We start from the raw sequence: 24,142 nt of genomic DNA, 5'->3' as shown, positions 1-24,142 counted from the left end.
TTGACAGGCAGAAAACATTTGTTTAGCATTAAAAACAAATGTCTTGTGGAGTGGCCGTGACGGAACTGTCGAAAAAGGAACAGCTATACCAGCTGATCCGCGCCAACCCTTTCATCTCCCAGCAGGACCTGGCCATCGAATTGCGCCTGTCGCGCTCGGCCGTGGCCGGCCACATCGCCGGCCTGATCCGCGAGCGCCGGTTGCTGGGCCGGGCCTATGTGCTGCCCGACAAACGCCCCATCGTCTGCATCGGCGCGGCCAACCTGGACCGCAAGCTGCGCACGCTGGCGCCACTGCAACTGGGCACCTCCAACCCGGCCAGCGCCGAGGAAGTGTTCGGCGGCGTGGCCCGCAACATCGCGGAAAACCTGACCCGGCTCGCCATCCCGGCGGCCCTGCTGACGGCGCTGGGCACGGATGCGGCCGGACGCGCGCTGGCCGACCACGCGGAAGCGGCCGGCATCGATATGCGCGGCAGCCTGCACGTGGCCGACTGCGCCACCGGCACCTACACGGCCGTGCTGGACGCGGGCGGCGAGATGACGGTGGCGCTGGCCGACATGGCGCTGTACGACCGCCTCACGCCCGCCTTCCTGGCCAGCCGCCAGCCGCAGCGCGCGGCCGCCGCCATGACGGTGGCCGACCTGAACCTGCCGCGCGACGCCGTCGCCCTGCTGCTGGCCGACGCCCGCCACGACGCCGTGCCGCTGATCGTCGTGGCCGTGTCGCAGCCCAAGATGGCGCGCCTGCCGGCCGACCTGCACGGCCTGCGGCTGCTGATCCTCAACCGAGGCGAACTGGAAACCCGGGTCGGCCGCGCCCTGCCCACCGGGGACGACGTGGCCGCCGCCTGCCGCGAAGTGCAGGCCCAGGGCGCGCGCGACGTGATCGTCACTTGCGGCGGCCAGGGCGTGTTCCACACCACGGCCAACCAGGGCCCGCTGGCCTGGCTGCCGGCCCACCAGGTCGAGGTGGTGGACGTGACGGGCGCCGGCGACGCGTTCGCGGCCGCCGTCTGCTGGTCGCTCTACCAAGGCAGCGACGACCTGGGACTGGCCTGCCGGCGCGGCCTGAAGGTCGCCGCCATGACGCTGGAAAGCCCGGACACCGTCTCGCCCGTGCTGGCGGCCGACGTGCTCGACGAAATCAACGACTTCGACCTGAACGCGCCGCCCTTCCCCGCGCCGGACGCGCCGCACATGCGCTAGCGCACGGCCCAACCATCGCCCGCTACAACGACCGCCACCATCGCCAATATCGCCACCATCAGGACCGACACCATGCACTCCTTCCTCTCATTCTCGCCCGAAGTGGCGGCCGCCCGCGCCGCCGGCAAAGCCATCGTGGCACTGGAATCGACCATCATCTCGCACGGCATGCCGTATCCGCAGAACGTGCAGATGGCGCGCGAAGTGGAACAGATCATCCGCGACGGCGGCGCCGTGCCGGCCACCGTCGCCATCATCGACGGCAAGATCTGCATCGGCCTCTCGCCCGAACAGCTGGAACTGCTGGCCACGGCGCCCGATGCCATGAAGGTGAGCCGGCGCGACCTACCCTACGTGCTGTCGCAAGCCAAACTGGGCGCCACCACTGTGGCCGCCACCATGATCTGCGCCGAACTGGCCGGCATCGAAGTGTTCGTCACGGGTGGCCTCGGCGGCGTGCACCGTGGCGCCGAGACCAGCTTCGATATCTCGGCCGACCTGCAGGAGTTGGCCCGCACATCGGTGGCCGTGGTGTGCGCCGGCGTCAAGTCCATCCTCGACATCGGCCTCACGCTGGAATACCTGGAGACGCACGGCGTGCCCGTGGTCAGCGCCGGCCAGCCCGGCTTTCCCGCGTTCTTCACGCGCGAGAGCGGCTACAACGCGGACTTCCAGCTCGACACGGCGGCCGAACAGGCGGCCTTCATCCGCACCAAGTGGGAACTGGGCCTGAACGGCGGCGTGGTGGTCAGCAATCCGGTGCCGGCGGCGGACGCCATGCCCAAGGCGGAGATCGACGCCATCACGGAACAGGCCTTGAACGAGGCGGCCCAACGCGGTATCACCGGCAAGCAGGTCACGCCATTCCTGCTGGGCCGCATCAAGGACTTGACGGCCGGGCGCAGCCTGGCCACCAACATCGCGCTGGTGAAGCACAACGCGCGCGTGGGCGCCGCGCTGGCTTGCGCGCTGCACGCCCATCCGGCGACCCGCTGATCCACGCTGAACCACTCCAGACACCACGCCATGTCCATCGACCTGAAACAGTTACGCTACTTCCTGGCCGTGGCCGAGGAAAAAAGCTTCAGCCGGGCGGCCGAGCGGCTGCACATCTCGCAGCCGCCGCTCAGCCAGCAGATCATGAAACTGGAAGCGGAACTGGGCGTGCGCCTGTTCACGCGCACCACCCGCACCTTTGAGCTGACGGTGGCGGGCAAGGCGCTGATGCAGGAGGCGGCCGAGCTGCTGGCGCGCATGCGCATGACCATCGACACTATCCGCCAGATCGACCGCGGCGAAGTGGGACGGCTGCGGGTGGGCATCGTCGGTTCGGCCATGTGGGGCCCGATCCCCAGCCTGCTGGAGGAATTCCAGACCAAGTACCCGCGCGTGACGTGGACCCTACACGAGCTGGGCCCCACGGTTCAGTACGATGCGCTGCGTGCCAAGCAGGTGGACGTGGGCTTCTGGCGCGAGCCGAAGCTGGACGAGGATGAACTCAAGCGCGACAACCTGCGCCAGGAACTGTGCTACCGCGAGAACGTGTGCGTGGCCATCAACGACCACCACCCGCTGGCCGCGCGGGCCGAGATCGACCTGATGGACATCGCCCAGGAACCGATGCTGACGCTGGCGCTCGACAAGTCCTCCTTCCCGCGCTACCTGATCGAATGCTGCGTCAAGGCCGGCTTCCAGCCGACCATCTTCCAGGAAGCGAACGAGCCGCAGACGCTGCTGGCCATGGTGGGCGCGGGCCTGGGGGTGACCCTGCTGCCGGAGACGACCAGCCGCATCGGCTGGCCCGGCGTGGTGTTCGTGCCGCTGCGCGATCCGCCGTCGGCCAACCTGTACATCACCTACCCGGCCAACGACGACGCCCCGGTGGTGCGCGCCTTCCTCAACATCATCAATCCGCCAGCGCCGGGCGAGGGCTGAGGGTCGCCAGCCACTTAAGCATGTCGTCGGGGTCTTCGAAGCTGACGACGTGCGAGGGCGGAATCGGAAGTTGTTGGTCGGCCAACTGCGCGATCTTGCGTCCGCGCTCGAAAAACTCTTCCACAGTTTCTACCTTAACAATAAGCTTAGTCATTTGTGCTCCAGAAAGGCAGTCCAGTCACGTCGGAAGCGGGCTTCGACATCGTCGAAATTTGTATAACTAACAGGTTCAACCAGCCCCATGTAATGCCTGTGATGACCATTGCCATGCGCATTGTCATAACCGACAACCCGTCCGTTGTCGCGTTGGAATACGCGATGGTTTATATACGCCAGATTGTACCGCGTGACGCGCCCGCACGAATCAACCCAGACTTCACGCCGTAACTGGCCATTACCGCGTTTTTTGGTAATGGAACACGTCTCGTCGATAATCTTTTTATCAGTCATGCCCCATGCTATCGCGCCACCACTGTCCTCTCTCTGACCGAACGCTAAGGAACAGAGAGAACAACGTGACTGTCGCTTACGCGCGCCGCCGCACTTGCCATTTGACGACAGCGCGCTGCCATTTGATGACAAAAACCACACATTTTCCGCTATACGATTGACCGCGCCCCCGCGCGCCGGGCAGACTCCATTTCTATTCCAACCAGCATGGAGGCCCGCATGACCCAGTTCCAGAAACCGCCGGCGCTACCCCTGCCGCAACGGCGCGCATTCCTCAAACAGGCCGGCGCGCTGGGCGCGGCGGGCACCCTGGGGGGCACCGCGCTGACGGCGCTGGCCGCCGCGCCGGGCCGCATCGTGCTGCCGTTTGAAAACGGCGAGCGAGAACTGGTGGCCTATCCGCAAAAGCGCCCGCTGATCCTGCTCACGGCCCGCCCGCCGCAACTGGAGACGCCGTTCGCCATCTTCGACCAGGGCGACATCACGCCCAACGACGCGTTCTTCGTGCGCTACCACTGGAGCGGGATCCCGACCTCCATCGACCTGAACACATACCGCCTGAACGTGGGCGGCAACGTGAACCAGCCGCTGACGCTGACGCTGGACGAACTCAAACAACTGGGCCAGCCGGTCGAGGTGGTGGCCGTCAACCAGTGCTCGGGCAACAGCCGCGCCCTGCTCGCGCCGCGCGTGGGTGGCGGCCAGCTGGGCAACGGCGCCATGGGCAACGCACGCTGGACCGGCATCCCGCTCAAGACCGTGCTGGAAAAAGCCGGCATCAAGGCCGGCTCGGTGCAGGTCAGCTTCAACGGCCTCGATACGCCGCCACTGGGCGACGGCCCCGATTTCGTCAAGGCTCTGAGCGTGGACCAGGCCATGGATGGCGAGGTGCTGCTGGCCTGGCAGATGAACGGCGCCGACCTACCGGTGCTGAACGGCTATCCGCTGCGGCTGGTGGTGCCGGGCCACTACGGCACCTACTGGGTCAAGCACCTGTCCGATATCACGGTGCTCGACAAACCATTCGACGGGTTCTGGATGAACCCCGCCTACCGCATCCCCGACAACGCCGGCGCCAGCGCGACGCCCGGCGTGGCGCCCGCGAAGACGGTGCCGATCAGCCGCTTCAACGTACGTTCCTTCATCACCAGCGTGGCCGACGGCGCGCAGGTGGCCAAGGGCCGGCCGCTGGAAGTGCGCGGCATCGCCTTCGATGGCGGTTATGGCATCACGGAAGTGGCCTTCTCGGCCGACGGCGGCCGCAACTGGCAGGCCGCGCGGCTGGGCAAGGACCTGGGCCGCTACTCGTTCCGGCGCTGGAGCATCGCCTTCACCCCGCCGCGCAAGGGCGCGTATGAACTGAAGGTGCGCGCCGTGAACCGCATCGGCCAGAGCCAGCCCATGGACCCGCTGTGGAATCCGGCCGGCTATATGCGCAATGTCGTCGAATCCACCCACATCGTCGCCGTCTGAGGAGCACCGCATGCGCCCCATCCTGTTTGCCCTGTCCCTGTCCGCGGCGCTGGCCGCGCCGGCCGCGCCCGCGGCCAGCATCGACCTGCCGCCCGAGACGGCCCTGTTCAAACCCAGCACCCTGCCCGGCTATGCGCTGGTGCAGCGCAACTGCATGTTGTGCCATTCGGTGCACTACATCCAGAGCCAGCCGCCCCAATTGCCCCGCGCCTATTGGGAAGCCACCGTCAAGAAAATGAAAAAGCCGTTCGGCGCGCCGTTCCCGGAAAGCGAGATGGCCGACATGGTCGACTACCTGGTCAAGACCTATGGCGCCGAGCGCCCGCCCGCCAGCGGCGCGAAATAAACACAGAGCCGGCCGGGAACGGAAAGCCGGTAGCCAGGCCGGCCGCCGTTCAGGCCACCATCACACAATTGCGCCCGCCGTTCTTGGCGCGGTACAGGGCCTGGTCGGCGCGCAGCAGCAGGCGCGAGATACTGTCGCTGCCGCCCGTTTCCAGCGCCGCCACGCCGACGCTGACGGTCATGCTGTAGTGGCAGCCATCGTCGCCCCGCAGCGGCATGGCCGCCACCGACGCGCGCAGGCGTTCCACCAGCTCCACCGCCACCTGCGGTCCCGTATTGGCCAGCAACAGCACGAATTCCTCGCCGCCGAAGCGGGCGATCAGGTCGGCGCCGCGCATGGTGCTGCCCAACACGTTGGCGATGGCCACCAGCGCGCGGTCGCCCGCCATGTGGCCATGCTCGTCGTTGATGCGCTTGAAGTGGTCGATGTCGAGCATGCACAAGGTCAGTTCGTGGCCATAGCGGCGCGCGCGCTCGATCTCGTGTTCGATCCATTCCATCATGCGGCGCCGGTTCGGCAGGCCTGTCAGTTCATCGGTGCTGGCCCGCTGCTCCAGTTCCGCGTTGGCGCTGCGCAGTTCCTGGGTGCGCAGCGCGACGCGCGCCTCCAGCTGCAAGCGTTCCTCGCCCAGCGCGCGGTGCAGGCGCAGCGCGCGGCGCGCCAGCGCGAAGCAGAACATGGCCGGCAACGGCAGCCAGGTGAGCGCGCCGTTGAAGTGGATGGCGTAATCGACGCCGGACGGCAGCGTGTAGCCCCAGCCTGCCCGCAGCCAGGGCGCCAGCCAGGGGTCCCACAGCTGGTGCACCAGGTCAATGTACAGCGACGGCGCCAGGCCCAGCATGAGCAGCAAGCCATCCTGGCTGTCCTGCTCGGCGCGCCGCCAGCCCAGCCAACCGCCGAGCATGATGAGCGATTCGACCACCATGTCCTGCCGATTCTCGAACTCGAAACGGTCCATCGGCGGCATGGGCAGGGGCACGCCGGCCAGCGCCAGCAGCGACCAACCCATCAGGGCGACATCGACGGCGATCACCATATGCAGCGCGCGCGCCAGCCACACGCTGCTGCGCGCGAAGCGGCCGAAATGCAGCGCCAGCCAGCACAGCAAACAGGTCGACAGCGGCGTGGCCAGCTGCCACAGCCAACCGGCATCGACGTCCAGCAGCATCACGTCCAGCCGCGCGTAACACAGCAACGACAGGCCCAGCGCGAATGAATAGCCCGCGTATTCGCCGAATTCGCGCTCGCGCAAGGCCAGCCCGAAGGCGGCGGTGAACATGGCCGAGGTGAGCAGCAAGGTGGACGCCAGCATCGTCGTCATCAGCGTGCGCTGCTGCTCCTGCAACACGGCGGGCAAGGGCCCCTGCCCGCGCGCGATCACGCGCTCGGGAAAGGCGGGATTGGATGAATCGAGTTTGAGATAGAAAGGCGCGGCCTGCAGCCCGGCCAGCGGCAACAGCGTGCGCCAGCCCTGCTCCAGCGCGCCGCCCGCATCGGTGCGGGCGGTGCCGACGGGCAGCTGGCGCCCGCCGCTGTCGAACAGGGTCATGTGCAGCATGGTCGAGTGCTGCAACACCAGGTATTCCGCCTGCGGCGCCGCCAGCGCGCCGGCGGCGGCGACCCGCAGCCAGCAAGCGTCGCCACGCGCGATCAGGGCGCCCGCGTCGGGCACGGGCAGCCAGCCTGCTGCGGCCTGCCAGCCCGGCATCACCGGCGCTGGCGAAGGCGATGGCGGAGCGCAGCGGTAGTCAAGCCGCACTTGTGCCGCCTGCGCCAGGCACAGCGCGGGCAGCAGTATCCCCCACGCCAACACGATGGCGGTCAAGACGCGGCGTAATGTGCTATGCATGGGCCAGATCCAGGGCGGAGGGGATTCACGGCAACTAGTGTTTACCGTCGGAACGATTATAGCCCGTTGGCAATACTGATAACACTATTATGATGAAAGAAAGAGAAAAGAGTGGGGGCAATACCAACACATCCCGCACACATCCAAGCGCCGCCATGCGCCCGGATGCGGTCAATACTGTCTAAGCGCTTAGTGCGTCACGCCCCCCGCCTCGCGCAGATCGACGTCGTAGGCCAGCACCGTGCGCACGGCGATGCGCAAGCCTTCGATCATGTCGGTCAGCCGCATGCTGGGCGCGCCCGGGTGGCGCGCGGCCTGCTGCGGCAGGTAGGGCACGTGGATCAGGCCGGCCCGCATGGTGGTGCCCCAATCGGCCGCCTGGTGCATCAGGCTGTAGAACACGTGATTGCACACGAAGGTGCCGGCCGACTGCGACACGGACGCCGGCAGGCCCGCCTCGCGCAGCTGGTGCACGATGGCCTTGATCGGCAGCGTGGAGAAATAGGCGGCCGGGCCGCCGGCCACCACGGGCACGTCCACCAGCTGGCGCTTGCGGTTGTCCTGGATGGGCGCGTCGTCGACATTGATGGCGATGCGCTCGACCGACATGTCGACCCGGCCGCCGGCCTGCCCCACCATGATCACGACGCTGGGCTGGACCTCCTCCACGATATGGTGCAGCAGCTTGCTGGCCACGCCGAACGCGCACGGCAGCTGGCGCGCCACCACCGTGAAATCGCCCTCCTGCCAGTCGCCCAGCACGCGCACGGCTTCCCACGACGGGTTGATGTCTTCGTTGTTGAACGGTTCAAAACCAGTCAACAATATGATCTTGTTCATGCATTTCACTCCGGTTACCGGTACATCAAAAAATACAACAGGCCGATGTTGACGGCCAATAGCGGCAAGGCGGTGGGCCACTGCGCCTTGATCACGCCATGCTTGTCGTCCAGCTCCAGCAAGGCCGCCGGCACGATGTTGAAATTGGCCGCCATCGGCGTCATCAGGGTGCCGCAGTAGGCGCTGAACATGCCGATGGCCGCCATCACGGCCGGATCCGCATGGTACACCTCCACCAGCACCGGGATGCCCACGCCGCCCGTCATCACGGGGAAGGCGGCGAAGCCATTTCCCATCACGATCGTGAACAAGGCCATGCCCACGCAGTACACGGCCACCGCCGCCAGCCGGGTGTCGAGCGCGATCCACTGCGTGACGACATGGGCCACGGCCTTGCCGACGCCGGCCTGCACGAACAACAGTCCCAGCACGGCCAGCATGTGCGGCAGCACCACGGCCCAGCCCATGCTGTCGACCAGGCGGCGCGCCTCGCGCAGTGCCTGGGCCGGGGTGGCGCGGGTCAGCCAGCAGGCCGCCGCCACGGCCAGCAGCGCGCCGCAACCGAGGCACACCAGCGTCAGATTCTTCGCCTCCAGCAGCGGCTGGCCACCGACTTGCGCCTGCTTGAGCAGCGTGGCGCCGGCGATGGTGACGGCGGGGATCAGCAGCGCCGGCAGCAGCAGGCGGTGTCCCAGCCGGCGGGCGCTGGCGGCCCGTTCGGCGGCCGGCCGTTCGCCGTGGCGCCCCGGCAGCACGCCGCCAAAACCGGCCAGCAGCGCCATCACCACCATGGCCAGCCCCACCACTTGCGGCGGCAGGCGCTCGCCGGCCAGGTAGACCAGCGCGTACAGGCCCCAGAACAAGGCGGCCGCGTGACGGCGCGGGTGGTGGCGGTCGCGCAGCGTCATGAGGGCGATCAGCAGCAGCATGGCGCCGACCACCAGGTAGAAGAAATCGAGGGTGATGGTCATGCGCCGTCTCCTGCCGCGCTGCCGTCCGGCGCCTGGCGGTGGCGCGCCGGTTCCGACGCGGCCGCGCGCACCAGCGCCTGCGCGCCCTCGCGCGCGATGCGCGCGTCGAGCCGGCGCAGCCGCCAGGCGTGGATCACGAAGGCGCTGACGGCCGTCGGGATGCCCCACAGCGCCATGCGCAGCGGATCGACTTCCAGCCCCTCGCCGCGCAGGATGGTCTGCATCAGCACGATGGCGCCGAAGGCGACGAAGATATCCTCGCCGAAGAACAGGCCGACGTTGTCGGTGGCGGCGGCCATGGCGCGGATGCGCTGGCGCAGCACTTCGCTCAAGCCCGGATGGCGGGCGGCGGCCACGCCTTCGGCCATGGGCGCCACCAGCGGGCGCACCATGGTGGGATGGCCGCCGAGACTGGTCAGGCCGAAAGCGGCGCTCAGCTCGCGCGCCAGCAGGTAGGCGATCAACAGCCGGCCCGTGGTGGCCGAGCGGATGCGGGTCACCACGGCCTGGGCATGCTCGCGCAGGCCGTAGCGCTCCAGCAGGCCGATGGCGGCCAGTGGCAACAGCAGGATCAGGGGCAGGTTGCGGGTCTTGACGAAGGCCGTGCCCAGCGCGGCCAGCCAGTCGCCGGGCGGCATGGCGACGGCTACGCCGGTGGCGGCGCAGGCGGCCACCACCACCAGCACCGGATGAAGCCGCAACGCGAAGCCGGCCACGATCACGGCCACCCCGATCAAGGGCCACAGATTGACGGCTGCCTGCATGCGCGTTCCTTTCCCCGGAAAAATGCTGGCATGATCTTACCCCAGCCGGCCCGCCGTGCGTGGCCCAAACGCGCTAACGCCCCCGTCCGTCACCCGGGCGCGACGGCATCTAAGCAAAAAGACAAAAAATTCTTTTGACAGCCACAATTTAGCACGCTAATATTTATCCAACTACTAATCAAACGAGACACCACCATGTTGGAACTCAAGGATTTACCCAGCTTCGATACCTTGTCGCAATTTGCCAAGCTCTATCCGAATCCCGATGTCGAGGGCTTGCAAACGTGGCTGCTGCTATCGCGCAGTTGCAGCGACATGATGGCCGAGTTCGAAGTGAACCTGGCCCGCCATGGCCTGTCGCAGACCAAGTTCTTCGTGCTGCTGCTGCTTAAGCGCAGCCCCGGCGGACTGGGCGTGGGCCGGCTGGCCGAAGGGGTGAGCGTATCGTCGCCCACCATGACGGGCATCGTCGACCGCCTGGAACAAGCCAAGCTGTGCCGCCGCGAGCAGGACGTGGGCGACCGCCGCGCCTGGGTGGTGCGGCTGCTGCCGGCCGGCGAAGCCTTGCTGGCCGAAGCCCTGCCCGAGCATTACAGCTGGGTGGCGCAGCTGATGAGCGTGTTCAGCCCCCAGGAGCGCGAACAGTTGCGCAACCTGATGCGCAAGCTCAACACCAGCATGGCCGACATCAAGGCGGTGACCGCCTGAGGCCGGCCGGGGCCGGGCGGCAGGCGCCGCGCGGCCCAGAAGGTAGGGATTTTTTTTGCGCAAAATATTTAGCAAGCTACATAGTTAAGCGCTATTTTTATGCTAATATTGAAATCATGACTGAATAACAATTTATTCAACCCGCTGGCGACGCCAGTTTTTTTTGACGGATTTATTTAGCTTACTACATAGTGCCTAGCTAATTAAAAGCTGTCGTATTAATAGCCAACGAAAGGATAGACGATGAAACATCCGGTTGCCGTGTTGACCCTGCTGGCGCTGTGCGGCCTGGCCGCCGTGTCCCAGCTCTACCTGCCGCTGCCGCTGCTGGGCCAGATCGGCCGCCAGTTCGGGCTGGACGCGGCCGGCGCCGGCGCCGCCCTGGGTGCGTTCAGCTTCGCCTACGCCAGCGGCTTCCTGCTGTTCGGCCCGCTATCGGACCGCGTCGGCCGCAAGCCCGTCATGGTGGGCGGCCTGCTGGCCCTGACGGCGACCACCCTGCTGCTGAGCCAGGCCAGCACGCCCGCCGAACTGTACGCGGGGCGCGCCCTGCAAGGCCTGGCCACGGCCGCCTTCCCGCCGGCCGCGCTGGCCTTCCTGGCCGAAGCGCTGCCGGGCCGGCTGCGCCTGTGGGGCCTGGCATGGCTGAGCACGGCCTTCCTGCTGGCCGGCCTGGTGGGCCAGATCTACGGCGGCCTGGCCGGCGCCGCCTACGGCTTCGGCTGGGCCGTGGCCCTGCCCTGCCCGATCTACCTGGTCACGGCCTGGATGCTGGCCCGCCTGCCGCAGGAATTGCGCGCCCCCGTCACCACGCCGCTGCTGGCCAGCTACAGCGGCCTGCTGCGGGTGCTGCGCCAGCCCGCCCTGCGCACCGTGTACGGCGCCGCCCTGCCCCTGATGATGAGCTTCGTGGCCTTCTACCTGGGCCTGGACCACCACCTGGGCGCCGCGCTGCGGGCCGCCAACCTGAGCCCGCTGGCCGTGCGTGCCATCGCCGTGCCCGGCTTCCTGATGCCGCTGGCCGTGGCCGTACTGCTGCCCCGCTTCGGCGCCCAGCGCATGGTGAACGTGGGCCTGGCCACGGCCGCCGCCGGGCTGGCCATGGCCGCCATCGCCAGCGGCGCGGGCGGCAAGCTGGCCACCACGCTGGCCGCCAGCGTGCTGTTCGTGGCTGGCGTGGGCATCAGCGTGCCGAGCCTGATCGCCCGCACCAGTGCCCTGGCCGAGGCCAGCTGGCGTGGCCAGGCCGTATCGCTGTACACCTTCGTGCTGTTCAGCGGCGCCAGCCTCGGTCCATGGCTGGCCAGCACGGCCGCCCCGCTGCCGGCCACCCGCTACTTCGGCTGCCTGGCCCTGCTGGTGGCCGGCGCCCTGATCGTCAGTTTGCCCACCGGCCGGCTGGCCGCCGGCGCCGCCGTGGCGCCCCGCTGACCGCCCCCATCCTGAAAGGAGAAGCACGATGAAACCGAACACCACCGCCGCCAACGACCACCTGGCCGCCCCGCTGGCCGACCACCTGGCCGCACCCGTGGCCGACCTCCTGGCCGAGCAAAGCCAGCCGCTGCCCGTGCGCCTCGACGCGCGCCTGCGTCCGCCGGCCGGCTTCGAGACCCTGGCCAGCGTGAATCCCGTCACGCTGGACGGCGCCCCCGCCTGGCACCTGCGCTACGAGCGTAACGACGGCCAGAACGGCGGCCTTGGCGGCGAACACTACAGCATGGTGCTGGCGCCGTCGGGCCAGTTGCTGGGCAAGACATGGTTCAGCGCGGCCCAGTGCCACGGCGCGCTGCCCAGCGTGGCCCAGGCCCAGCGCATCGCCCATGCTTACCTGGAGCAGCAGGCGCCGGACCTGCTGCCGGGCATGGCGCTGCAATGGGTACAGCCGCACGACGAAACACTGCACACCACGGCGGCCGACGGCCGGGTCCGCACCCACACGCTGACGGGCATGAAGGTCAAGTGCCGCAACGAGCGCGACGGACGCTACTTCTGGATCATCGTCGGCCCCAACGGCGTGGTGCTGACCTTTGAACGCGACATCGTCTGGGATTTCACCCGCAGCCTGCGCCAGACCGAGAAATGGCTGCATGACAGTTGGTTGATGGGGCACGCCGCCCTGGCTTGAGCCTGGCGCTTCGGACCGAAGGCATTGCACTTTTCCATTCACTTTCTTAAAGGAGGATTTTATGAACCTGCAACTCGTTATCGCTGAAGACTTCAACAAATTCGTACAAAAACCGGGCGTGCTGGCCTACCAGACCCTGCTCGATCAACTGCGCCACAACCGGGTCGAGGCCCTGCGCGGCAAGACCCTGGTGGCCGGCCAGGGCTTGAGCGGCATGCAGATCGACCATGCCTACTGCCTGGCCATCAGCCTGGGCCTGGGCCAGGAATTCGCCTGCTGGAATGAACTGAACCGCCACAGCCGCGCCGGCCATGCGCTGTCGCACAAGCACCAGGACCAGAACGTGCTGATCTCCGTGCCGCGCAAGATCGACGACAGCCACTTCGAAGCGGACCTGCTGATCGACGCCCGCAGCGAACTGATGCTCGACCACCTGACCGGCCTGCACGTGCAGGGCATGGTGCTGACCGAAGCGTGCCGCCAGATGTTCATCGCCACCACGGAGGCGCACTGCATGGGCGCCGACGCGCCGGCCAAGCGCTACTTCGTGATCAATGAGATGAACATGCGCTTCCTGCAGTTCGCGTTCCCGTTGCCGGCCACCATCCGCTACACGCTGCTGGACCTGCAGCGCCCCCGCGCGGACCGCGTGAGCGTGGTGGCCGACATGGAGGTGTGGCAGAACGGGCGCGCGGTGGCCGGCATGGCCGTCAAGTTCGGCGTGTTCGACGACGCCTACCTGGGCCCGCGCGAGAACCAGCTGGCCGACCAGGCCCTGTCGCACAGCATGGACTTGCTGATGGCCGACCTGATCTCGCGCGGCCTGGGCCAGCCCGCCGCAGCCCCCGCGTCCACCGTGGCCCTGCCGGCCTGACCGTCCACCGCAACCGGCCGGCGCGCCAGCGTGCGCCGGCCCACAGGAGAACCGCATGTCCCGCAACCGCTACGCTTTCTTCGACGTCGACGAAACCCTGATCGACCAGAAAAGCATGTTCACCTTCCGCGCCTTCTACCTGCGCGAACGGCTGGGCCCCGTGCGCGGCGCGCTGGCCGACTGGCTGGCCCAGCGCCGCCTGCGCGCGCTGCTGCGCCAGGGCCGCGAACGCAACGAAGTGAACCGCGCCTACTACCGCGCCTTCCGCGGCCACGAGCAGCGCGCGCTGGCGGCCAGCGCGCGGCGCTGGTTCGCGCAAGCGTCGACCCAGCCCGGCTTCTACATCGCCCCCGTGCTGCGCGCGCTGCGCCGCCACCAGGCCGACGGCGTGCAGCCGGTGTTCGTGTCCGGCTCGGCGCTGGAAATCATCCAGCCGCTGGCCGATGCGCTCGGCGTGCAGCACCTGCTGGTCAACCGCATGGCCGTCGAGCAGGGCCGCTACACGGGCGAACTGCTGGCGCCGCAGACCATCGGCGCCGGCAAGCGCGTAGCGGTGGACGCCTTCCTCGCGGCCCATGGCGCCAGCGGCGAACAGTGCTACGGCTACGGCGACCATTTGTCCGACCTGCCGCTGCTGGAAGCCGTGGGCCACCCCACCGTGGTGGCGCACGAACTGTCGATGCTGACGCTGGCCAATGAACGCGGCTGGCCGGTGCTGATCCCCCATCCCACCATGTAAGGAGAGAGTCATGTCTACCCGCATTTCCGCCCTGAGCCGCCTGGTGCTGCTGACCGGCCTGGCCCTGTGGCTGAGCATCGCCGTGTTCAACAACCTGACCGACCCGGGCACCAACCGCCAGCTGCTGGGTCACATGCTGTCGATGGACCTGCTGCGCGGCGAGCCGGTGCTGGGCAACGGCCTGGCGTGGCACGCCTGGCCCGTGGATCACGTGCCCACGCTGCTGTACGCGGTGGCGGCCGTGCAGGTGACGGTGGCCTCGGCCCTGTGGCTGGCAGCCCTGCTGTTCGCCCGCGCCAGCTGGAGCGGCAAGCAGCGCCAGTTGCGCCAGGCCCGCAGCGCCGGCGTGCTGGCCCTGTCCGGCTTCCTGCTGCTGTGGCTGTGGTTCGCCTGCGGCGGCCTGTGGTTCGGCTACTGGATCAAGCAAGGCGCCGTGCAGTCGGTGCACCTGACCATGATCCTGATCGCGCTGGGCGCCCTGCTGTACGTACAAAGCGCGCCGGTGGCCGAAGCCCCGCTGCACAACGCCTGACATTGAAACAACGCGACACGCAGAACTGAAGGAGAATTGACATGAAACCGTCCCTTTCCATGCCGGCCGTGCTGGCCGCCCTGCTGCTGGCCGGCTGCGCCAGCCCCGGCCCGCAACGGCCGCTGGCCACGCCGCTGGCCGCGAACGCGGTGGCCACCGGCGTCAGCGCCGCCGTGGGCGACTGGCCGGCCAGCGACTGGTGGCGCGCCTTCCATGACGCCCAGCTGGACCGCCTGATCGCGCAAGCCATCGCCGGCGCCCCCGGCCTGGCTGAAGCGCGTGCCCGGCTGGAACGGGCCGACGCCCTGCTGCAGGCGCGCCGCGCCGACGGCGGCCCGGAACTGAGCGCCGACGCGGCCGCCGCCCGCCTGCGCTACAGCGGCAACGGCGCCGTGCCACCCGCGCTGGCCGGCACCAGCCACACCTCGGCCGCGCTGACGCTGGGCTTCCGCTACGAATTCGATTTCTGGGGCCAGAACGGCGAACGGGTGGCGGCCGACCTGTCGCGCGCCGACGCGGCCCGCATCGAGGCCCGCGCCGCCGAGGCGACGCTGGCCGGCGCCATCGCCCACGACTACGTGGAACTGGCGCGCACCGAACAACAACTGGCACTGGCGCAGCGCCAGGTGGAGCTGCGCCAGCGCGAAGTGACGCTGCGCCAGGCCCGCATGCGCACCGGCCTCGATACGGAAGTGGAATGGCGCCAGGCGCTGGCCGAGGTGCCGATGGCGCAGGCCGCCGTGGCCCAGCTGGCCAACCAGGCCACGATGCTGCGCCACCAGTTGGCCGCGCTGGCCGGCGCCGGGCCCGCGTTCGGCGAGGCGCTGACGGCGCCCACGCTCAAGCTGGACCAGCCGCTGTCGCTGCCCGCGCGGCTGGACGCCGACCTGGTGGGCCGCCGGCCCGAGATCGTGGCCCAGCGCCTGCGGCTGGACGCGGCCGGCCATGACGTGGCCGCCGCCCGCGCCGACTTCTATCCCAACATCGACCTGACGGCCAGCGCCGGCGTGGCCGCGCTGGACGCCGGCAATCTCCTGCAAGGCAACAGCCGCCTGTTCGGCTTCGGTCCGGCCCTGCACCTGCCGCTGTTCGACGCCGGCCGGCTGCGCACCGGCCTGGCCATGCGCCACGCCGACTACGCGCTGGAAGTGGCGCGCTACAACCAGCTGGTAATCGACGCCATGCGCGACGTGGCCGACCAGGTGGCCACCTGGCGCGCACTCGACAGCCGCCTGGCCTCGCACGGCAGCGCCGTGCGCGAGCTGGACGCGGCCGAGAAGGCGGCCAGCCAGCGCTACCAGCAAGGCTTGTCGAGCTACCTGGTGGTGCTCGGTGTGCAGCAGCGCCAGCTGGCCCAGGCCCAGGCCGACGCCGACCTGCGGGCGCGCCGCCTGCAGACGGCGATCCGCCTCAACCATGCACTGGGCGACGGTGTGGCGCTGGGCGCCGCGCCGGCCCAATCCTGACCCTCTTTCTGATCGGAGACCAACATGACTACCCAAGCCCCCGCCGTTCCCAACCAGGCCGTTGGCGCCCAAGCTGCAGCCCAACCGGCCGCCACCGCGCCCGCCGCGCGCCGCAAGGCCATGCTGGTGGCGCTGGCCGCCGCGCTGGGCGTGGCCGCCGTCGGCTACGGCGCCTACTGGTACTCGAGCGCCCGCTTCCAGATCTCGACCGACGACGCCTACGTGGCCGGCAACGTGATCCAGCTCACGCCCCAGGTGGCCGGCACTGTGGTCGCCATCCACGCCGACGACACCAACTTCGTGCAGGCCGGCACCGTGCTGGCCCAGCTCGACCCGACGGACGCCAAACTGGCGCTGGAAAAAGCCAAGACCCAGCTGGCCCAGACCGTGCGCCAGACGGAGGCGCTGTTCCTGAACCAGTCGGCCCAGTCGGCCGCCGTGGCCTTGCGTGAAGCGGAACTGCGCCGCGCGCGAGCCGACCTGGCCCAGCGCAGCGTGCTCAAAGGCAGCGGCGCCGTGTCCGAGGAGGAGATCCGCCATGCCGAGGATGGCGCGCGCACGGCCGCCGCCGCGCTCGAGGCGAGCCGCCAGCAATACGCGGCCAGCCGCGCGCTGGCCGGCGCCGGCGCCGTGCGCGAGCACCCGGCCGTGGCGCAAGCCGTGGCCGCGCTGCAGGAAGCCCAGTTGACGTTGGACCGCACGGCCATCATCGCGCCGCAAAGCGGCTACGTGGCGCGGCGCAGCGTGCAGATCGGCCAGCGCGTGGCCGTGGGCGCGCCGCTGCTGGCCGTGGTGCCGCTGGACCAGCTGTGGGTGGACGCCAACTTCAAGGAAAGCCAGTTGCGCCACATGCGCATCGGCCAGCCCGTCACGCTGACGGCCGACCTGTTCGGCCACAACGTGGTGTACCACGGCCGCGTGGCCGGCCTGGGCGCCGGCACCGGCAGCGCGTTCTCGCTGCTGCCGGCCCAGAACGCGACGGGCAACTGGATCAAGGTGGTGCAGCGCTTGCCGGTGCGGGTGGCGCTGGAGCCGTCGGAGGTGGCGGCCCATCCGCTGCGCGTGGGGCTGTCGATGGTGGCCGAGGTGGACGTGTCGCAGCAAAGCGGCGCGCAACTGGCGGGCGCCATCAGCGGCGCGCCCGTGGCCCAGACCAGCGTGTATCAGGCCCAGGCCGGGGCGCGCGCCGGCGTGGCCGACATCGCCAACCAGATCGTGCGCGCCAACCTGCTGCGCTGAACGGAGCATCGCCATGACCACCGCCAAGGCCACCGCCGCCATCGCCAACACCACCCGCGCCACCGGTACCACCGCCACCGCGCCAGCCGCACCCGCCGTGCCGCCGCTGACAGGCATGCGGCTGGTGTTCGCCTCCATCGCGCTGGCACTCGCCACGTTCATGAACGTGCTCGATATCACCATCGCCAACGTGTCGATTCCGTCCATCGCGGGCGACATCGGCGTGTCGGCCAGCCAGGGCACGTGGATCATCACCTCGTTCGCCGTGGCCAACGCCATCGCCGTGCCGCTCACGGGCTGGCTCACCCAGCGCTACGGGCAGGTGCGCCTGTTCGTGGCGGCCGTGCTGCTGTTCGTGCTGGCCTCGCTGCTGTGCGGCCTGGCCACCAACCTGGAAAGCATGATCGTGTTCCGCATCATGCAGGGCGCCGTGGCCGGCCCCATGATCCCGCTGTCGCAGGCGCTGCTGCTGCAAAGCTATCCGAAGGAGAAATCCGGCATGGCGCTGGCCATGTGGGCCATGACCACCATGATCGCGCCCGTGATGGGGCCCATCCTCGGCGGCTGGATCTCGGACAACATCTCGTGGCCGTGGATCTTCTACATCAACATCCCCACCGGCCTGTTCGCCGCGTGGCTCACGTGGGTGCTGCTGCGCGACCGCGAGTCGGCCCGCGTGAAGAAACCGATCGACGGCGTGGGCCTGGGCCTGCTCGTGGTGTGGGTCGGCTGCCTGCAGGTGATGCTCGACAAGGGCAAGGAACTGGACTGGTTCAGCTCCCCCGAGACGGTGGTGCTGGGCCTGACGGCGGCCATCGCCTTCGCCGTGTTCGTGATCTGGGAGACGACCCACCAGCACCCGATCGTGGACCTGAGCCTGTTCAAGGGCCGCAACTTCTCGATCGGTACGCTGGCGCTGTCGCTGGGCTATGGCGTGTTCTTCGCCAACCTGGTGCTGCTGCCCCTGTGGCTGCAGCAGTTCGCCGGCTACACGGCCACCTGGGCCGGCATCGTCAGCGCGCCGGTGGGCATCCTGGCGCTGCTGCTGTCGCCGCTGGTGGGCAAACATATCGGCCGCTTCGACGTGCGCTGGCTGGCCAGCTTCGCCTTCCTGGTGTTCGCCGTCGTGTGCTGGCTGCGCTCGCAGTTCAACATGCAGGCCGACGTCACCACCATCATGCTGCCGCAGCTGATCCAGGGCGCGGCCATGGCCACCTTCTTCGTGCCGCTGACGGCGCTGGCCCTGTCCGGCCTGCCGCCGCTGCGGCTGGCGGCCGCCTCCGGCCTGTGCAACTTCGCCCGCATCACGGCCGGCGCGTTCGGCGCCTCGGCCGCCGGCACCCTGTGGGACGACCGCGCCAGCCTGCACCACGTGCGCCTGGCCGAAGCCGTGTCGCCGTATGCGCAAGCCACCCAGGACACGCTGGAACGCCTGTCGCAGCTTGGCTATTCGGCCGCCCAGTCATGGCAGCTGCTGGAACGCCAGGTCAACACGCAGGCCTACATGCTGGCCGCCAATGACCTGTTCTGGGGTTCGGCCCTGCTGTTTGTCCTGCTAATCGGCGTCGTGTGGCTGGCCCGGCCCGTGGCCGCCGCCGGCAAAGTCGACGCAGGCGGCGCCCACTAAACGATTTATACCGTTTTATTCACCGTTTCCGCTTCACCGTTGTTCTCTCAACCGCAGTACTTACTTACGACAGGAGCTACATCATGAAAACCACCACCTGGATCGCCACCCTGATCATCGCCGCCAGCAGCACCGCCTTCGCCGCCGACGCTCCCGACGCCACGCGCTCGGAAGCCGCCGGTTCCTCTTCGGCAGCCGCGCCAACCCAGCCCGCCGCAACCGGCCTGACGCGCGAGCAGGTACGCGCCGCCCTGTTCGAAGCCCGCAGCAAGGGCGAGGTGCCGGAAACGGAAGCGGACATGGACGTGGCGCAGACCCGCAAGCACCACCCGCAAGCCCACTAAGCCGCTGTGCATGCGCCTGTGCGCGACGCATGGGGACGTAACACCGTCAGGAAGCACGGCGTTACGTCCTCGCCAAGCGGTGTCAGTTGCGCACCTTGTAGGTCTGCAGTTCCGACATCAGGTTATCCATCGCCTTGAGCGTCGCCCGGACAGCAAGGGCCTGGGCGTCGCCCGAGGTGCGTCCGTTGGTATCGGTGGACAGCATGGTAAAGGTTTCAATGGGGTGAGCGTTGCTGCCTTTGGGCCGGATGCCGACGATCGCATGCCCCGCCGCCATATTGTTCATCACGTAGGTCGACGTTTGCACGAACAACTCATTTTTTGCATTGAACTTCGCGCAATACGCGTCCGTCACATGGCTGCCGATGTCCGGATTGATCAGCGACCTGGTCGACTCCTCACCGTAGTGGTGCCAGGTGAAGGTGCAAGCGCTGGCATGCGCCATCGAGAGCACCGAAATCAGCAATGCCGCGATTTGTTTCTTCATTCAACAAGTCCTTTATCCGAATATGAACAGGTGCTAACACCGGGGAAATTCCGCCCTCATTCTATTGTCTAATAGAAATTCTTTCCACAGCAACATACTGCTGGAAATCAATGGCACCCCGGTCGGCCCCGCCGGCAAGATGAAAAAAACAGCCCGCGCACCTTGCGGCGCGCGGGCTGCGGCGGGAACACCTGAACGACGGCGGCTTAGAAGTTGACCTTGAACGTGGCGCCCCAGGTGCGCGGTTCGTTCAGCATGCCGGTCAGGTTGTCGAAGTCGATGGCGCCGATCAGCACCTGCTTGTTGGTGATGTTGCGGCCAAACGCAGCCACTTCATACTTGCCGCCGTTCCAGCGGTAGCCGGCGCGCAGGCCGCCTTCCGTCAGCGGCTTGGCCTTGTACTCGGGCGCTTCGTACAGGAAGAAGTTGTAGCTGCTGCGGTAGGTCCAGTCGGTGTAGGCATAGAACTCGCCGTCGCCCATCTCCTTGCTGTACTTGAGCGTGAAGTTCAGCTGGGTCTTGGGTGCGCGCGGCAGCGGGTTGCCGTCAACCTTGGAGGTGCCGGGAACGAGTGGATTCATATTGCTCGGCGAGCAGCCCGACGCGGCGTTGTTGGTGTAGTTGCCGCAGTACTGCACGAAAAGGTTCTTGTCCTTGATCTCCGTGTCGTTGTAGCTGCCGCCCAGCGTCATGCTGAACGCGTCGCTCAGGTTGGCCTGGAAGTCCACTTCCATGCCCTGGCCCGTCACCTTGTCGGCATTGACCAGCTGGTTCATGTTGACGGTGCCGCTGCCGGCCGTCAGCTGCTTGTCCTTGACGCGATACTGGAACACGCTGGCCGACAAACGGGCCCGCTTGTTGAACAAGTCCTGCTTGATGCCGGCCTCGTACGACAGCGCCTTTTCCGCGCCGGCGAACGATGGCTTGTCGGTCAGGCCGAACAGGCGGCCCTGCATACTGGGCGCGCGGTAGCCGGTGGCGACGCGGCCGAACAGGTTGGTGGTCTTGTCCAGCTCATAGGTGCCGCTCAGGTCCCAGCTCACGTTGTGCGAGGTGTTGTCGATCTGGTTGAACGACGACTGGGGCGGTTCGATGCGGCTGGCCGTGAAGTCCTTCTTGTCGCTCGTATAGCGCATGCCGCCGCGCAGTTTCAGCTGGTCGGTGACGGTGTAGTTGAGCGAACCAAACGCGGCCCACGACTTGGCATCCTGGGTCTGGGTGGCGTATTTGGGCGACAGCGGATTGCCCGGCGTGAGCGAATCGAAAGCGATACTGTCGATGCGGATGTGCTCATCGAAGTAGAACAGGCCGGCGATCCACTGCAGCGGGCCCTTGTAATTGGACTCGGCGCGCAGCTCTTGCGAGAACTGGCGGTGGCTGGGCAGTAGGTCGGCCGTCTCGACCGGGAACGGGATCACGCCGGGACCGCTCGGCTGGGCGCCGATCACGGGACCGCAGAACAGCGTGCAGCCGTAGCCGCCATCGACGTCGCCACGGCTGTAGAAGTCCAGCGTCTCGTAGCCGGTGATCGAATGCAGCGTGATGTCGCCCGCGTTGTACTTGAGGCGGATGTTGCCGCCCTTGGTCTGCAGGTGCTGGTAGTTCTGGCCGTCGGTCGGGTAGGAACCATAATCGAAGCCGTCCACCAGGTCGTTGGTGCCCTTCTTGATGATGTTGGCGCGGAACAGGGTGGCGCTGCCGTGGTAGTCGCGCTCATGGTAGTTGAACAGCGCGCTGAAGTCCTTGTTCGGCTGCACCAGGGCCTGCAGGCGGAACGCCTGGTCGCCATAGCCTTCGAAGTCCTTGGTGCCCGTGTTGGGATTGGGATTGGTGTTGTGCACGCGGTTGCCGCGGTGCTGGCTGGTGCCCGAGAAGCGCAGCGCCACGGTGTCGCTGACGGGGATGTTGAACATGCCTTCGGCCGTCTTAGCCGAGTAATTGCCGATGCCCAGCGTGACATAGCCTTCCTGGCGGAACACGGGCCTGGCCGAATCGAACTTGATCACGCCGGCCGGCGAGTTGCGCCCGAACAGCGTGCCCTGCGGGCCGCGCAGCACTTCCACCTGGTCCACGTCGAACACGGGGAAGCCCTTGAGCATGGGGTTTTCCTGCACGATGTCGTCCATCACCAGGCCCACGGGCTGGGAGGCGTTCAAGTCAAAGTCGGTATTGCCCAGGCCTCGGATGTAGAAACGGGGGAAGGTACGGCCATAGTCCGATTCCACGTTCACGCTGGGCGAGCGGCCGGCCAGGAAGCGGATGTCGGCCGCGCCCGAGGTCAGCACGTCGAGCTTTTCGCCCTTGAGGGTGGCGATCGACATCGGCACGTCCTTGATGTTCTCGGCGCGGCGCTGGGCCGTCACGATCACCGTTTCCAGCTGGCCCGGCGCGGTCTGCTCGGCGGCGGGCGCGGCCTGCCCCGCCTCGTCGGCCATGGCCGCGTGCAGCGGGAAGGTGCCGGCCACGGCCAGCGCGATCAGCGTGCGGGTGGCAAATCCATTACTTTTTCTTATCATGAGTGCAACTCCCATAGGTCTAACACCTGTTGAAAATTCCATGCCGGCGGCCGGATGGGCCGGGCAGGAGATCGGTCGTCGCGTCCGCGACAGTGCGCGCGGGCGCTGGAAACATGTGACATTCCGCACATTTGCCTTTGCATTCTGCAAAGTAGTGGCCATGCTAGCACGTGAATTAGTCGCAAAAATTCATATCTATTTCGTATAAATAACGAAATAAAATCGTATTTGTCGAACATATCCGGGCTGTAGCATAGTAGGGGACGGCCCCGGCACGGGCTTGGCCGTGCGCATTCCGGCGCCGCCCCATGAAATGGCCACGATCGTTGTCCTTGTTGCTGGACTAAATTTTTTCCGAACGGACAAAAAAGCAACAACAATTAAAAATCTTGACAGCAAACCACTGTTGCCGCCCCGCGACAGCAGCCGCGAAAGATTAGTTAAAGAATAAGTCAATGAACATTGCTGCACCGCAGCATCAGACCGCCGCTTTTCCGAGGAAAGCCTCTAAACCTGCGCCCTGCGGGGCGGGCGGGCCCGGATTAAATGTTGCTAAATTAGATGTTTTGGCCAATAAAAATATACAATACCGATCTTCCAGGAGCCTATTCATGAAACTATCACCATTCAGTTTGACGATCGCGGCCTTCGCCGCGGCTGGCGCCTGCGCCAGCGCGTCCGCGGCTGACCCTAAGCTGGGCATCGTGTATGACGCAGGCGGCAAGTTCGACAAATCGTTCAACCAGTCCGCCTTTGAAGGCGCTTCGCGCTTCAAGAAGGAAACCAACATCAATTTCATCGAAGTACAGGCGTCCAGCGACACCCAGGCCGAGCAGATGCTGCGCGGCCTGGCCCGCAAGAACCTGGACCTGATCGCTTCGATCGGCTTCGCCCAGACCCAGGCCGTGCAAAAGGTGGCCAAGGAATTCCCGAAAGTGCACTTCGTGCTGATCGACGGCGTGGCGCAAGGCGCCAACGTCAATTCCGTCACCTTCAAGGAAGAGGAAGGCTCCTACCTGGTGGGCGTGGCCGCCGCCATGGCCTCCAAGTCCAAGAAGCTGGGCTTCGTGGGCGGCATCGACATCCCGCTGATCCGCGCCTTCGCCTGCGGCTATGAGCAGGGCGCCAAGGCCACTTATCCGAAAGTGGAAGTGATCCAGAACATGGTGGGCACCACGGCCGCGGCCTGGAACGACCCGGCCAAGGGCGGCGAGCTGGCCCGCTCCCAGTTCGAGCGCGGCGTGGACGTGGTGTTCGCCGTGGCCGGCGGCAGCGGCTTGGGCACGCTGCAAACGGCCAAGGAAAAAGGCAAGCTCGGTATCGGCGTGGACTCCAACCAGAACCACCTGTACCCCGGTTCCATCCTGACCTCCATGGTCAAGCGCGTGGACAACGCCATCTACGATTCCTTCATGCAGATGAAGAATGGCACTTGGAAGGCCGGCGTGACGGCCAAGGGCCTGAAGGAAGGCGGAGTGGACTGGGCGCTCGACGAGAACAACCGCAAGCTGATCACGCCCGAGATCGAAAAGCGCGTGCTGGGCGCGCGCAAGGACATCATCGACGGCAAGGTCAAGGTGGTCGACTACCGCGCCGCCAACCACTGCCCCGTTTAATCTCCCGCTTCATGACATGACGCGCCGCCGGGG

The 24,142-nt window shown here is 67.2% G+C and carries 24 protein-coding genes; 16 read left to right on the top strand and 8 right to left on the bottom strand.

The genetic code is table 11. The annotated features are described in order from the left end of the window. Positions 1 to 56: 56 nt before the first annotated feature. From H3H37_RS05210 to H3H37_RS05200, 3 genes are all read left to right on the top strand, one after another. Entirely contained in the window at positions 57 to 1,208 is a 1,152-nt protein-coding gene (locus H3H37_RS05210; protein WP_182160576.1) for a carbohydrate kinase, read from the top strand. 72 nt (positions 1,209 to 1,280) lie between these two features. Beyond that, entirely contained in the window at positions 1,281 to 2,204 is a 924-nt protein-coding gene (locus tag H3H37_RS05205) for a pseudouridine-5'-phosphate glycosidase (RefSeq protein ID WP_182160575.1), read from the top strand. Between the two features lie 30 nt (positions 2,205 to 2,234). Next, entirely contained in the window at positions 2,235 to 3,143 is a 909-nt protein-coding gene (locus H3H37_RS05200) for a LysR family transcriptional regulator (RefSeq protein ID WP_182160574.1), read from the top strand. On the opposite strand, the gene H3H37_RS05195 is transcribed toward H3H37_RS05200, so the two are convergent. Both H3H37_RS05195 and H3H37_RS05190 read right to left on the bottom strand, forming a co-directional pair. Continuing rightward, positions 3,115 to 3,297 (bottom strand): hypothetical protein, encoded by a 183-nt coding sequence (locus tag H3H37_RS05195; RefSeq protein ID WP_182160573.1) that lies wholly within the window; start codon positions 3,295 to 3,297, stop codon positions 3,115 to 3,117. The genes H3H37_RS05200 and H3H37_RS05195 overlap by 29 nt on opposite strands. Then, positions 3,294 to 3,593 (bottom strand): toxin-antitoxin system TumE family protein, encoded by a 300-nt coding sequence (locus tag H3H37_RS05190; RefSeq protein WP_182160572.1) that lies wholly within the window; start codon positions 3,591 to 3,593, stop codon positions 3,294 to 3,296. The genes H3H37_RS05195 and H3H37_RS05190 overlap by 4 nt, the downstream gene beginning before the upstream one ends. Before the next feature lie 219 nt (positions 3,594 to 3,812). Between H3H37_RS05190 and sorA the strand changes: the two genes are divergently transcribed. Next, positions 3,813 to 5,066 carry a SorA family sulfite dehydrogenase catalytic subunit gene (sorA, locus tag H3H37_RS05185; RefSeq protein ID WP_182160571.1) on the top strand — a complete coding sequence of 418 codons (1,254 nt, stop codon included), beginning with the start codon at positions 3,813 to 3,815 and terminating at the stop codon, positions 5,064 to 5,066. A gap of 10 nt (positions 5,067 to 5,076) precedes the next feature. Continuing rightward, positions 5,077 to 5,412, top strand: a complete 336-nt coding sequence (gene sorB / locus H3H37_RS05180; RefSeq protein ID WP_182160570.1) for a SorB family sulfite dehydrogenase c-type cytochrome subunit — start codon at positions 5,077 to 5,079, stop codon at positions 5,410 to 5,412. Between the two features lie 49 nt (positions 5,413 to 5,461). On the opposite strand, the gene H3H37_RS05175 is transcribed toward sorB, so the two are convergent. The 4 genes from H3H37_RS05175 to H3H37_RS05160 form a co-directional block, all read right to left on the bottom strand. Further along, the gene (locus tag H3H37_RS05175) at positions 5,462 to 7,261 is read right to left on the bottom strand and encodes a GGDEF domain-containing protein (protein ID WP_182160569.1); all 1,800 of its coding nucleotides are present in this window, start codon (positions 7,259 to 7,261) and stop codon (positions 5,462 to 5,464) included. A 189-nt stretch (positions 7,262 to 7,450) separates the two neighbouring features. Next, positions 7,451 to 8,101, bottom strand: a complete 651-nt coding sequence (gene pcp / locus H3H37_RS05170) for a pyroglutamyl-peptidase I (protein ID WP_182160568.1) — start codon at positions 8,099 to 8,101, stop codon at positions 7,451 to 7,453. A gap of 14 nt (positions 8,102 to 8,115) precedes the next feature. Further along, positions 8,116 to 9,072 (bottom strand): DUF979 domain-containing protein, encoded by a 957-nt coding sequence (locus H3H37_RS05165; RefSeq protein ID WP_182160567.1) that lies wholly within the window; start codon positions 9,070 to 9,072, stop codon positions 8,116 to 8,118. After that, on the bottom strand, positions 9,069 to 9,836 hold the full coding sequence (locus H3H37_RS05160) for a DUF969 domain-containing protein (protein ID WP_182160566.1): 768 nt from the start codon (positions 9,834 to 9,836) through the stop codon (positions 9,069 to 9,071). Before H3H37_RS05160 ends, H3H37_RS05165 begins: the two co-directional genes overlap by 4 nt. A 195-nt stretch (positions 9,837 to 10,031) precedes the next feature. On the opposite strand from H3H37_RS05160, the gene H3H37_RS05155 reads away from it, so the two are divergent. From H3H37_RS05155 to H3H37_RS05110, 10 genes are all read left to right on the top strand, one after another. Further along, the gene (locus H3H37_RS05155; RefSeq protein ID WP_182160565.1) at positions 10,032 to 10,544 is read left to right on the top strand and encodes a MarR family winged helix-turn-helix transcriptional regulator; all 513 of its coding nucleotides are present in this window, start codon (positions 10,032 to 10,034) and stop codon (positions 10,542 to 10,544) included. A gap of 243 nt (positions 10,545 to 10,787) precedes the next feature. Further along, positions 10,788 to 11,975, top strand: coding sequence for an MFS transporter (locus H3H37_RS05150; RefSeq protein ID WP_182160564.1), 1,188 nt, complete (start codon positions 10,788 to 10,790; stop codon positions 11,973 to 11,975). Between the two features lie 28 nt (positions 11,976 to 12,003). Next, positions 12,004 to 12,669 carry a hypothetical protein gene (locus H3H37_RS05145; protein WP_220456337.1) on the top strand — a complete coding sequence of 222 codons (666 nt, stop codon included), beginning with the start codon at positions 12,004 to 12,006 and terminating at the stop codon, positions 12,667 to 12,669. Between the two features lie 61 nt (positions 12,670 to 12,730). Further along, positions 12,731 to 13,543: an AfsA-related hotdog domain-containing protein gene (locus tag H3H37_RS05140; RefSeq protein WP_182160563.1), complete on the top strand. Its 813-nt coding sequence runs from the start codon at positions 12,731 to 12,733 to the stop codon at positions 13,541 to 13,543. 55 nt (positions 13,544 to 13,598) lie between these two features. Then, positions 13,599 to 14,282: an HAD family hydrolase gene (locus tag H3H37_RS05135; protein WP_182160562.1), complete on the top strand. Its 684-nt coding sequence runs from the start codon at positions 13,599 to 13,601 to the stop codon at positions 14,280 to 14,282. A 10-nt stretch (positions 14,283 to 14,292) separates the two neighbouring features. Continuing rightward, a complete protein-coding gene (locus tag H3H37_RS05130) occupies positions 14,293 to 14,814 on the top strand; it encodes a DUF2165 family protein (protein ID WP_182160561.1) in 522 nt (173 codons plus the stop codon). Positions 14,815 to 14,855: 41 nt separating this feature from the next. Beyond that, positions 14,856 to 16,280, top strand: coding sequence for an efflux transporter outer membrane subunit (locus H3H37_RS05125; protein WP_182160560.1), 1,425 nt, complete (start codon positions 14,856 to 14,858; stop codon positions 16,278 to 16,280). Between the two features lie 24 nt (positions 16,281 to 16,304). Next, entirely contained in the window at positions 16,305 to 17,519 is a 1,215-nt protein-coding gene (locus H3H37_RS05120; RefSeq protein ID WP_220456336.1) for an HlyD family secretion protein, read from the top strand. A gap of 13 nt (positions 17,520 to 17,532) precedes the next feature. Next, positions 17,533 to 19,146 (top strand): DHA2 family efflux MFS transporter permease subunit, encoded by a 1,614-nt coding sequence (locus H3H37_RS05115; RefSeq protein ID WP_182160559.1) that lies wholly within the window; start codon positions 17,533 to 17,535, stop codon positions 19,144 to 19,146. Between the two features lie 83 nt (positions 19,147 to 19,229). Next, positions 19,230 to 19,490, top strand: coding sequence for a DUF4148 domain-containing protein (locus H3H37_RS05110; protein ID WP_182160558.1), 261 nt, complete (start codon positions 19,230 to 19,232; stop codon positions 19,488 to 19,490). Positions 19,491 to 19,572: 82 nt separating this feature from the next. Here the strand turns inward: H3H37_RS05110 and H3H37_RS05105 are convergent, their stop codons facing one another. Both H3H37_RS05105 and H3H37_RS05100 read right to left on the bottom strand, forming a co-directional pair. Further along, complete coding sequence (locus tag H3H37_RS05105; protein WP_182160557.1) at positions 19,573 to 19,977, bottom strand: hypothetical protein; 405 nt, start codon at positions 19,975 to 19,977, stop codon at positions 19,573 to 19,575. 206 nt (positions 19,978 to 20,183) lie between these two features. After that, on the bottom strand, positions 20,184 to 22,493 hold the full coding sequence (locus H3H37_RS05100) for a TonB-dependent receptor (protein WP_182160556.1): 2,310 nt from the start codon (positions 22,491 to 22,493) through the stop codon (positions 20,184 to 20,186). A 611-nt stretch (positions 22,494 to 23,104) separates the two neighbouring features. Here H3H37_RS05100 and H3H37_RS05095 point away from each other — a divergent pair. After that, the gene (locus H3H37_RS05095) at positions 23,105 to 24,109 is read left to right on the top strand and encodes a BMP family lipoprotein (RefSeq protein ID WP_182160555.1); all 1,005 of its coding nucleotides are present in this window, start codon (positions 23,105 to 23,107) and stop codon (positions 24,107 to 24,109) included. Positions 24,110 to 24,142 lie beyond the last annotated feature (33 nt).

The organism is Rugamonas brunnea, assembly GCF_014042345.1.
GTDB lineage: Bacteria > Pseudomonadota > Gammaproteobacteria > Burkholderiales > Burkholderiaceae_D > Rugamonas > Rugamonas brunnea.
This window is presented reverse-complemented; position numbering and strand designations above follow the sequence as displayed.

What these genes read in the sequence shown, in the direction of transcription:
- H3H37_RS05205 (WP_182160575.1), top strand. Translation starts at nt 1,281, where the DNA reads ATGCACTCCTTCCTCTCATTCTCGCCCGAAGTGGCGGCCGCCCGCGCC.
- H3H37_RS05200 (WP_182160574.1), top strand. Translation starts at nt 2,235, where the DNA reads ATGTCCATCGACCTGAAACAGTTACGCTACTTCCTGGCCGTGGCCGAG.
- H3H37_RS05195 (WP_182160573.1), bottom strand. Translation starts at nt 3,297, where the DNA reads ATGACTAAGCTTATTGTTAAGGTAGAAACTGTGGAAGAGTTTTTCGAG.
- H3H37_RS05190 (WP_182160572.1), bottom strand. Translation starts at nt 3,593, where the DNA reads ATGACTGATAAAAAGATTATCGACGAGACGTGTTCCATTACCAAAAAA.
- sorA (WP_182160571.1), top strand. Translation starts at nt 3,813, where the DNA reads ATGACCCAGTTCCAGAAACCGCCGGCGCTACCCCTGCCGCAACGGCGC.
- sorB (WP_182160570.1), top strand. Translation starts at nt 5,077, where the DNA reads ATGCGCCCCATCCTGTTTGCCCTGTCCCTGTCCGCGGCGCTGGCCGCG.
- H3H37_RS05175 (WP_182160569.1), bottom strand. Translation starts at nt 7,261, where the DNA reads ATGCATAGCACATTACGCCGCGTCTTGACCGCCATCGTGTTGGCGTGG.
- pcp (WP_182160568.1), bottom strand. Translation starts at nt 8,101, where the DNA reads ATGAACAAGATCATATTGTTGACTGGTTTTGAACCGTTCAACAACGAA.
- H3H37_RS05165 (WP_182160567.1), bottom strand. Translation starts at nt 9,072, where the DNA reads ATGACCATCACCCTCGATTTCTTCTACCTGGTGGTCGGCGCCATGCTG.
- H3H37_RS05160 (WP_182160566.1), bottom strand. Translation starts at nt 9,836, where the DNA reads ATGCAGGCAGCCGTCAATCTGTGGCCCTTGATCGGGGTGGCCGTGATC.
- H3H37_RS05155 (WP_182160565.1), top strand. Translation starts at nt 10,032, where the DNA reads ATGTTGGAACTCAAGGATTTACCCAGCTTCGATACCTTGTCGCAATTT.
- H3H37_RS05150 (WP_182160564.1), top strand. Translation starts at nt 10,788, where the DNA reads ATGAAACATCCGGTTGCCGTGTTGACCCTGCTGGCGCTGTGCGGCCTG.
- H3H37_RS05145 (WP_220456337.1), top strand. Translation starts at nt 12,004, where the DNA reads ATGAAACCGAACACCACCGCCGCCAACGACCACCTGGCCGCCCCGCTG.
- H3H37_RS05140 (WP_182160563.1), top strand. Translation starts at nt 12,731, where the DNA reads ATGAACCTGCAACTCGTTATCGCTGAAGACTTCAACAAATTCGTACAA.
- H3H37_RS05135 (WP_182160562.1), top strand. Translation starts at nt 13,599, where the DNA reads ATGTCCCGCAACCGCTACGCTTTCTTCGACGTCGACGAAACCCTGATC.
- H3H37_RS05130 (WP_182160561.1), top strand. Translation starts at nt 14,293, where the DNA reads ATGTCTACCCGCATTTCCGCCCTGAGCCGCCTGGTGCTGCTGACCGGC.
- H3H37_RS05125 (WP_182160560.1), top strand. Translation starts at nt 14,856, where the DNA reads ATGAAACCGTCCCTTTCCATGCCGGCCGTGCTGGCCGCCCTGCTGCTG.
- H3H37_RS05120 (WP_220456336.1), top strand. Translation starts at nt 16,305, where the DNA reads ATGACTACCCAAGCCCCCGCCGTTCCCAACCAGGCCGTTGGCGCCCAA.
- H3H37_RS05115 (WP_182160559.1), top strand. Translation starts at nt 17,533, where the DNA reads ATGACCACCGCCAAGGCCACCGCCGCCATCGCCAACACCACCCGCGCC.
- H3H37_RS05110 (WP_182160558.1), top strand. Translation starts at nt 19,230, where the DNA reads ATGAAAACCACCACCTGGATCGCCACCCTGATCATCGCCGCCAGCAGC.
- H3H37_RS05105 (WP_182160557.1), bottom strand. Translation starts at nt 19,977, where the DNA reads ATGAAGAAACAAATCGCGGCATTGCTGATTTCGGTGCTCTCGATGGCG.
- H3H37_RS05100 (WP_182160556.1), bottom strand. Translation starts at nt 22,493, where the DNA reads ATGATAAGAAAAAGTAATGGATTTGCCACCCGCACGCTGATCGCGCTG.
- H3H37_RS05095 (WP_182160555.1), top strand. Translation starts at nt 23,105, where the DNA reads ATGAAACTATCACCATTCAGTTTGACGATCGCGGCCTTCGCCGCGGCT.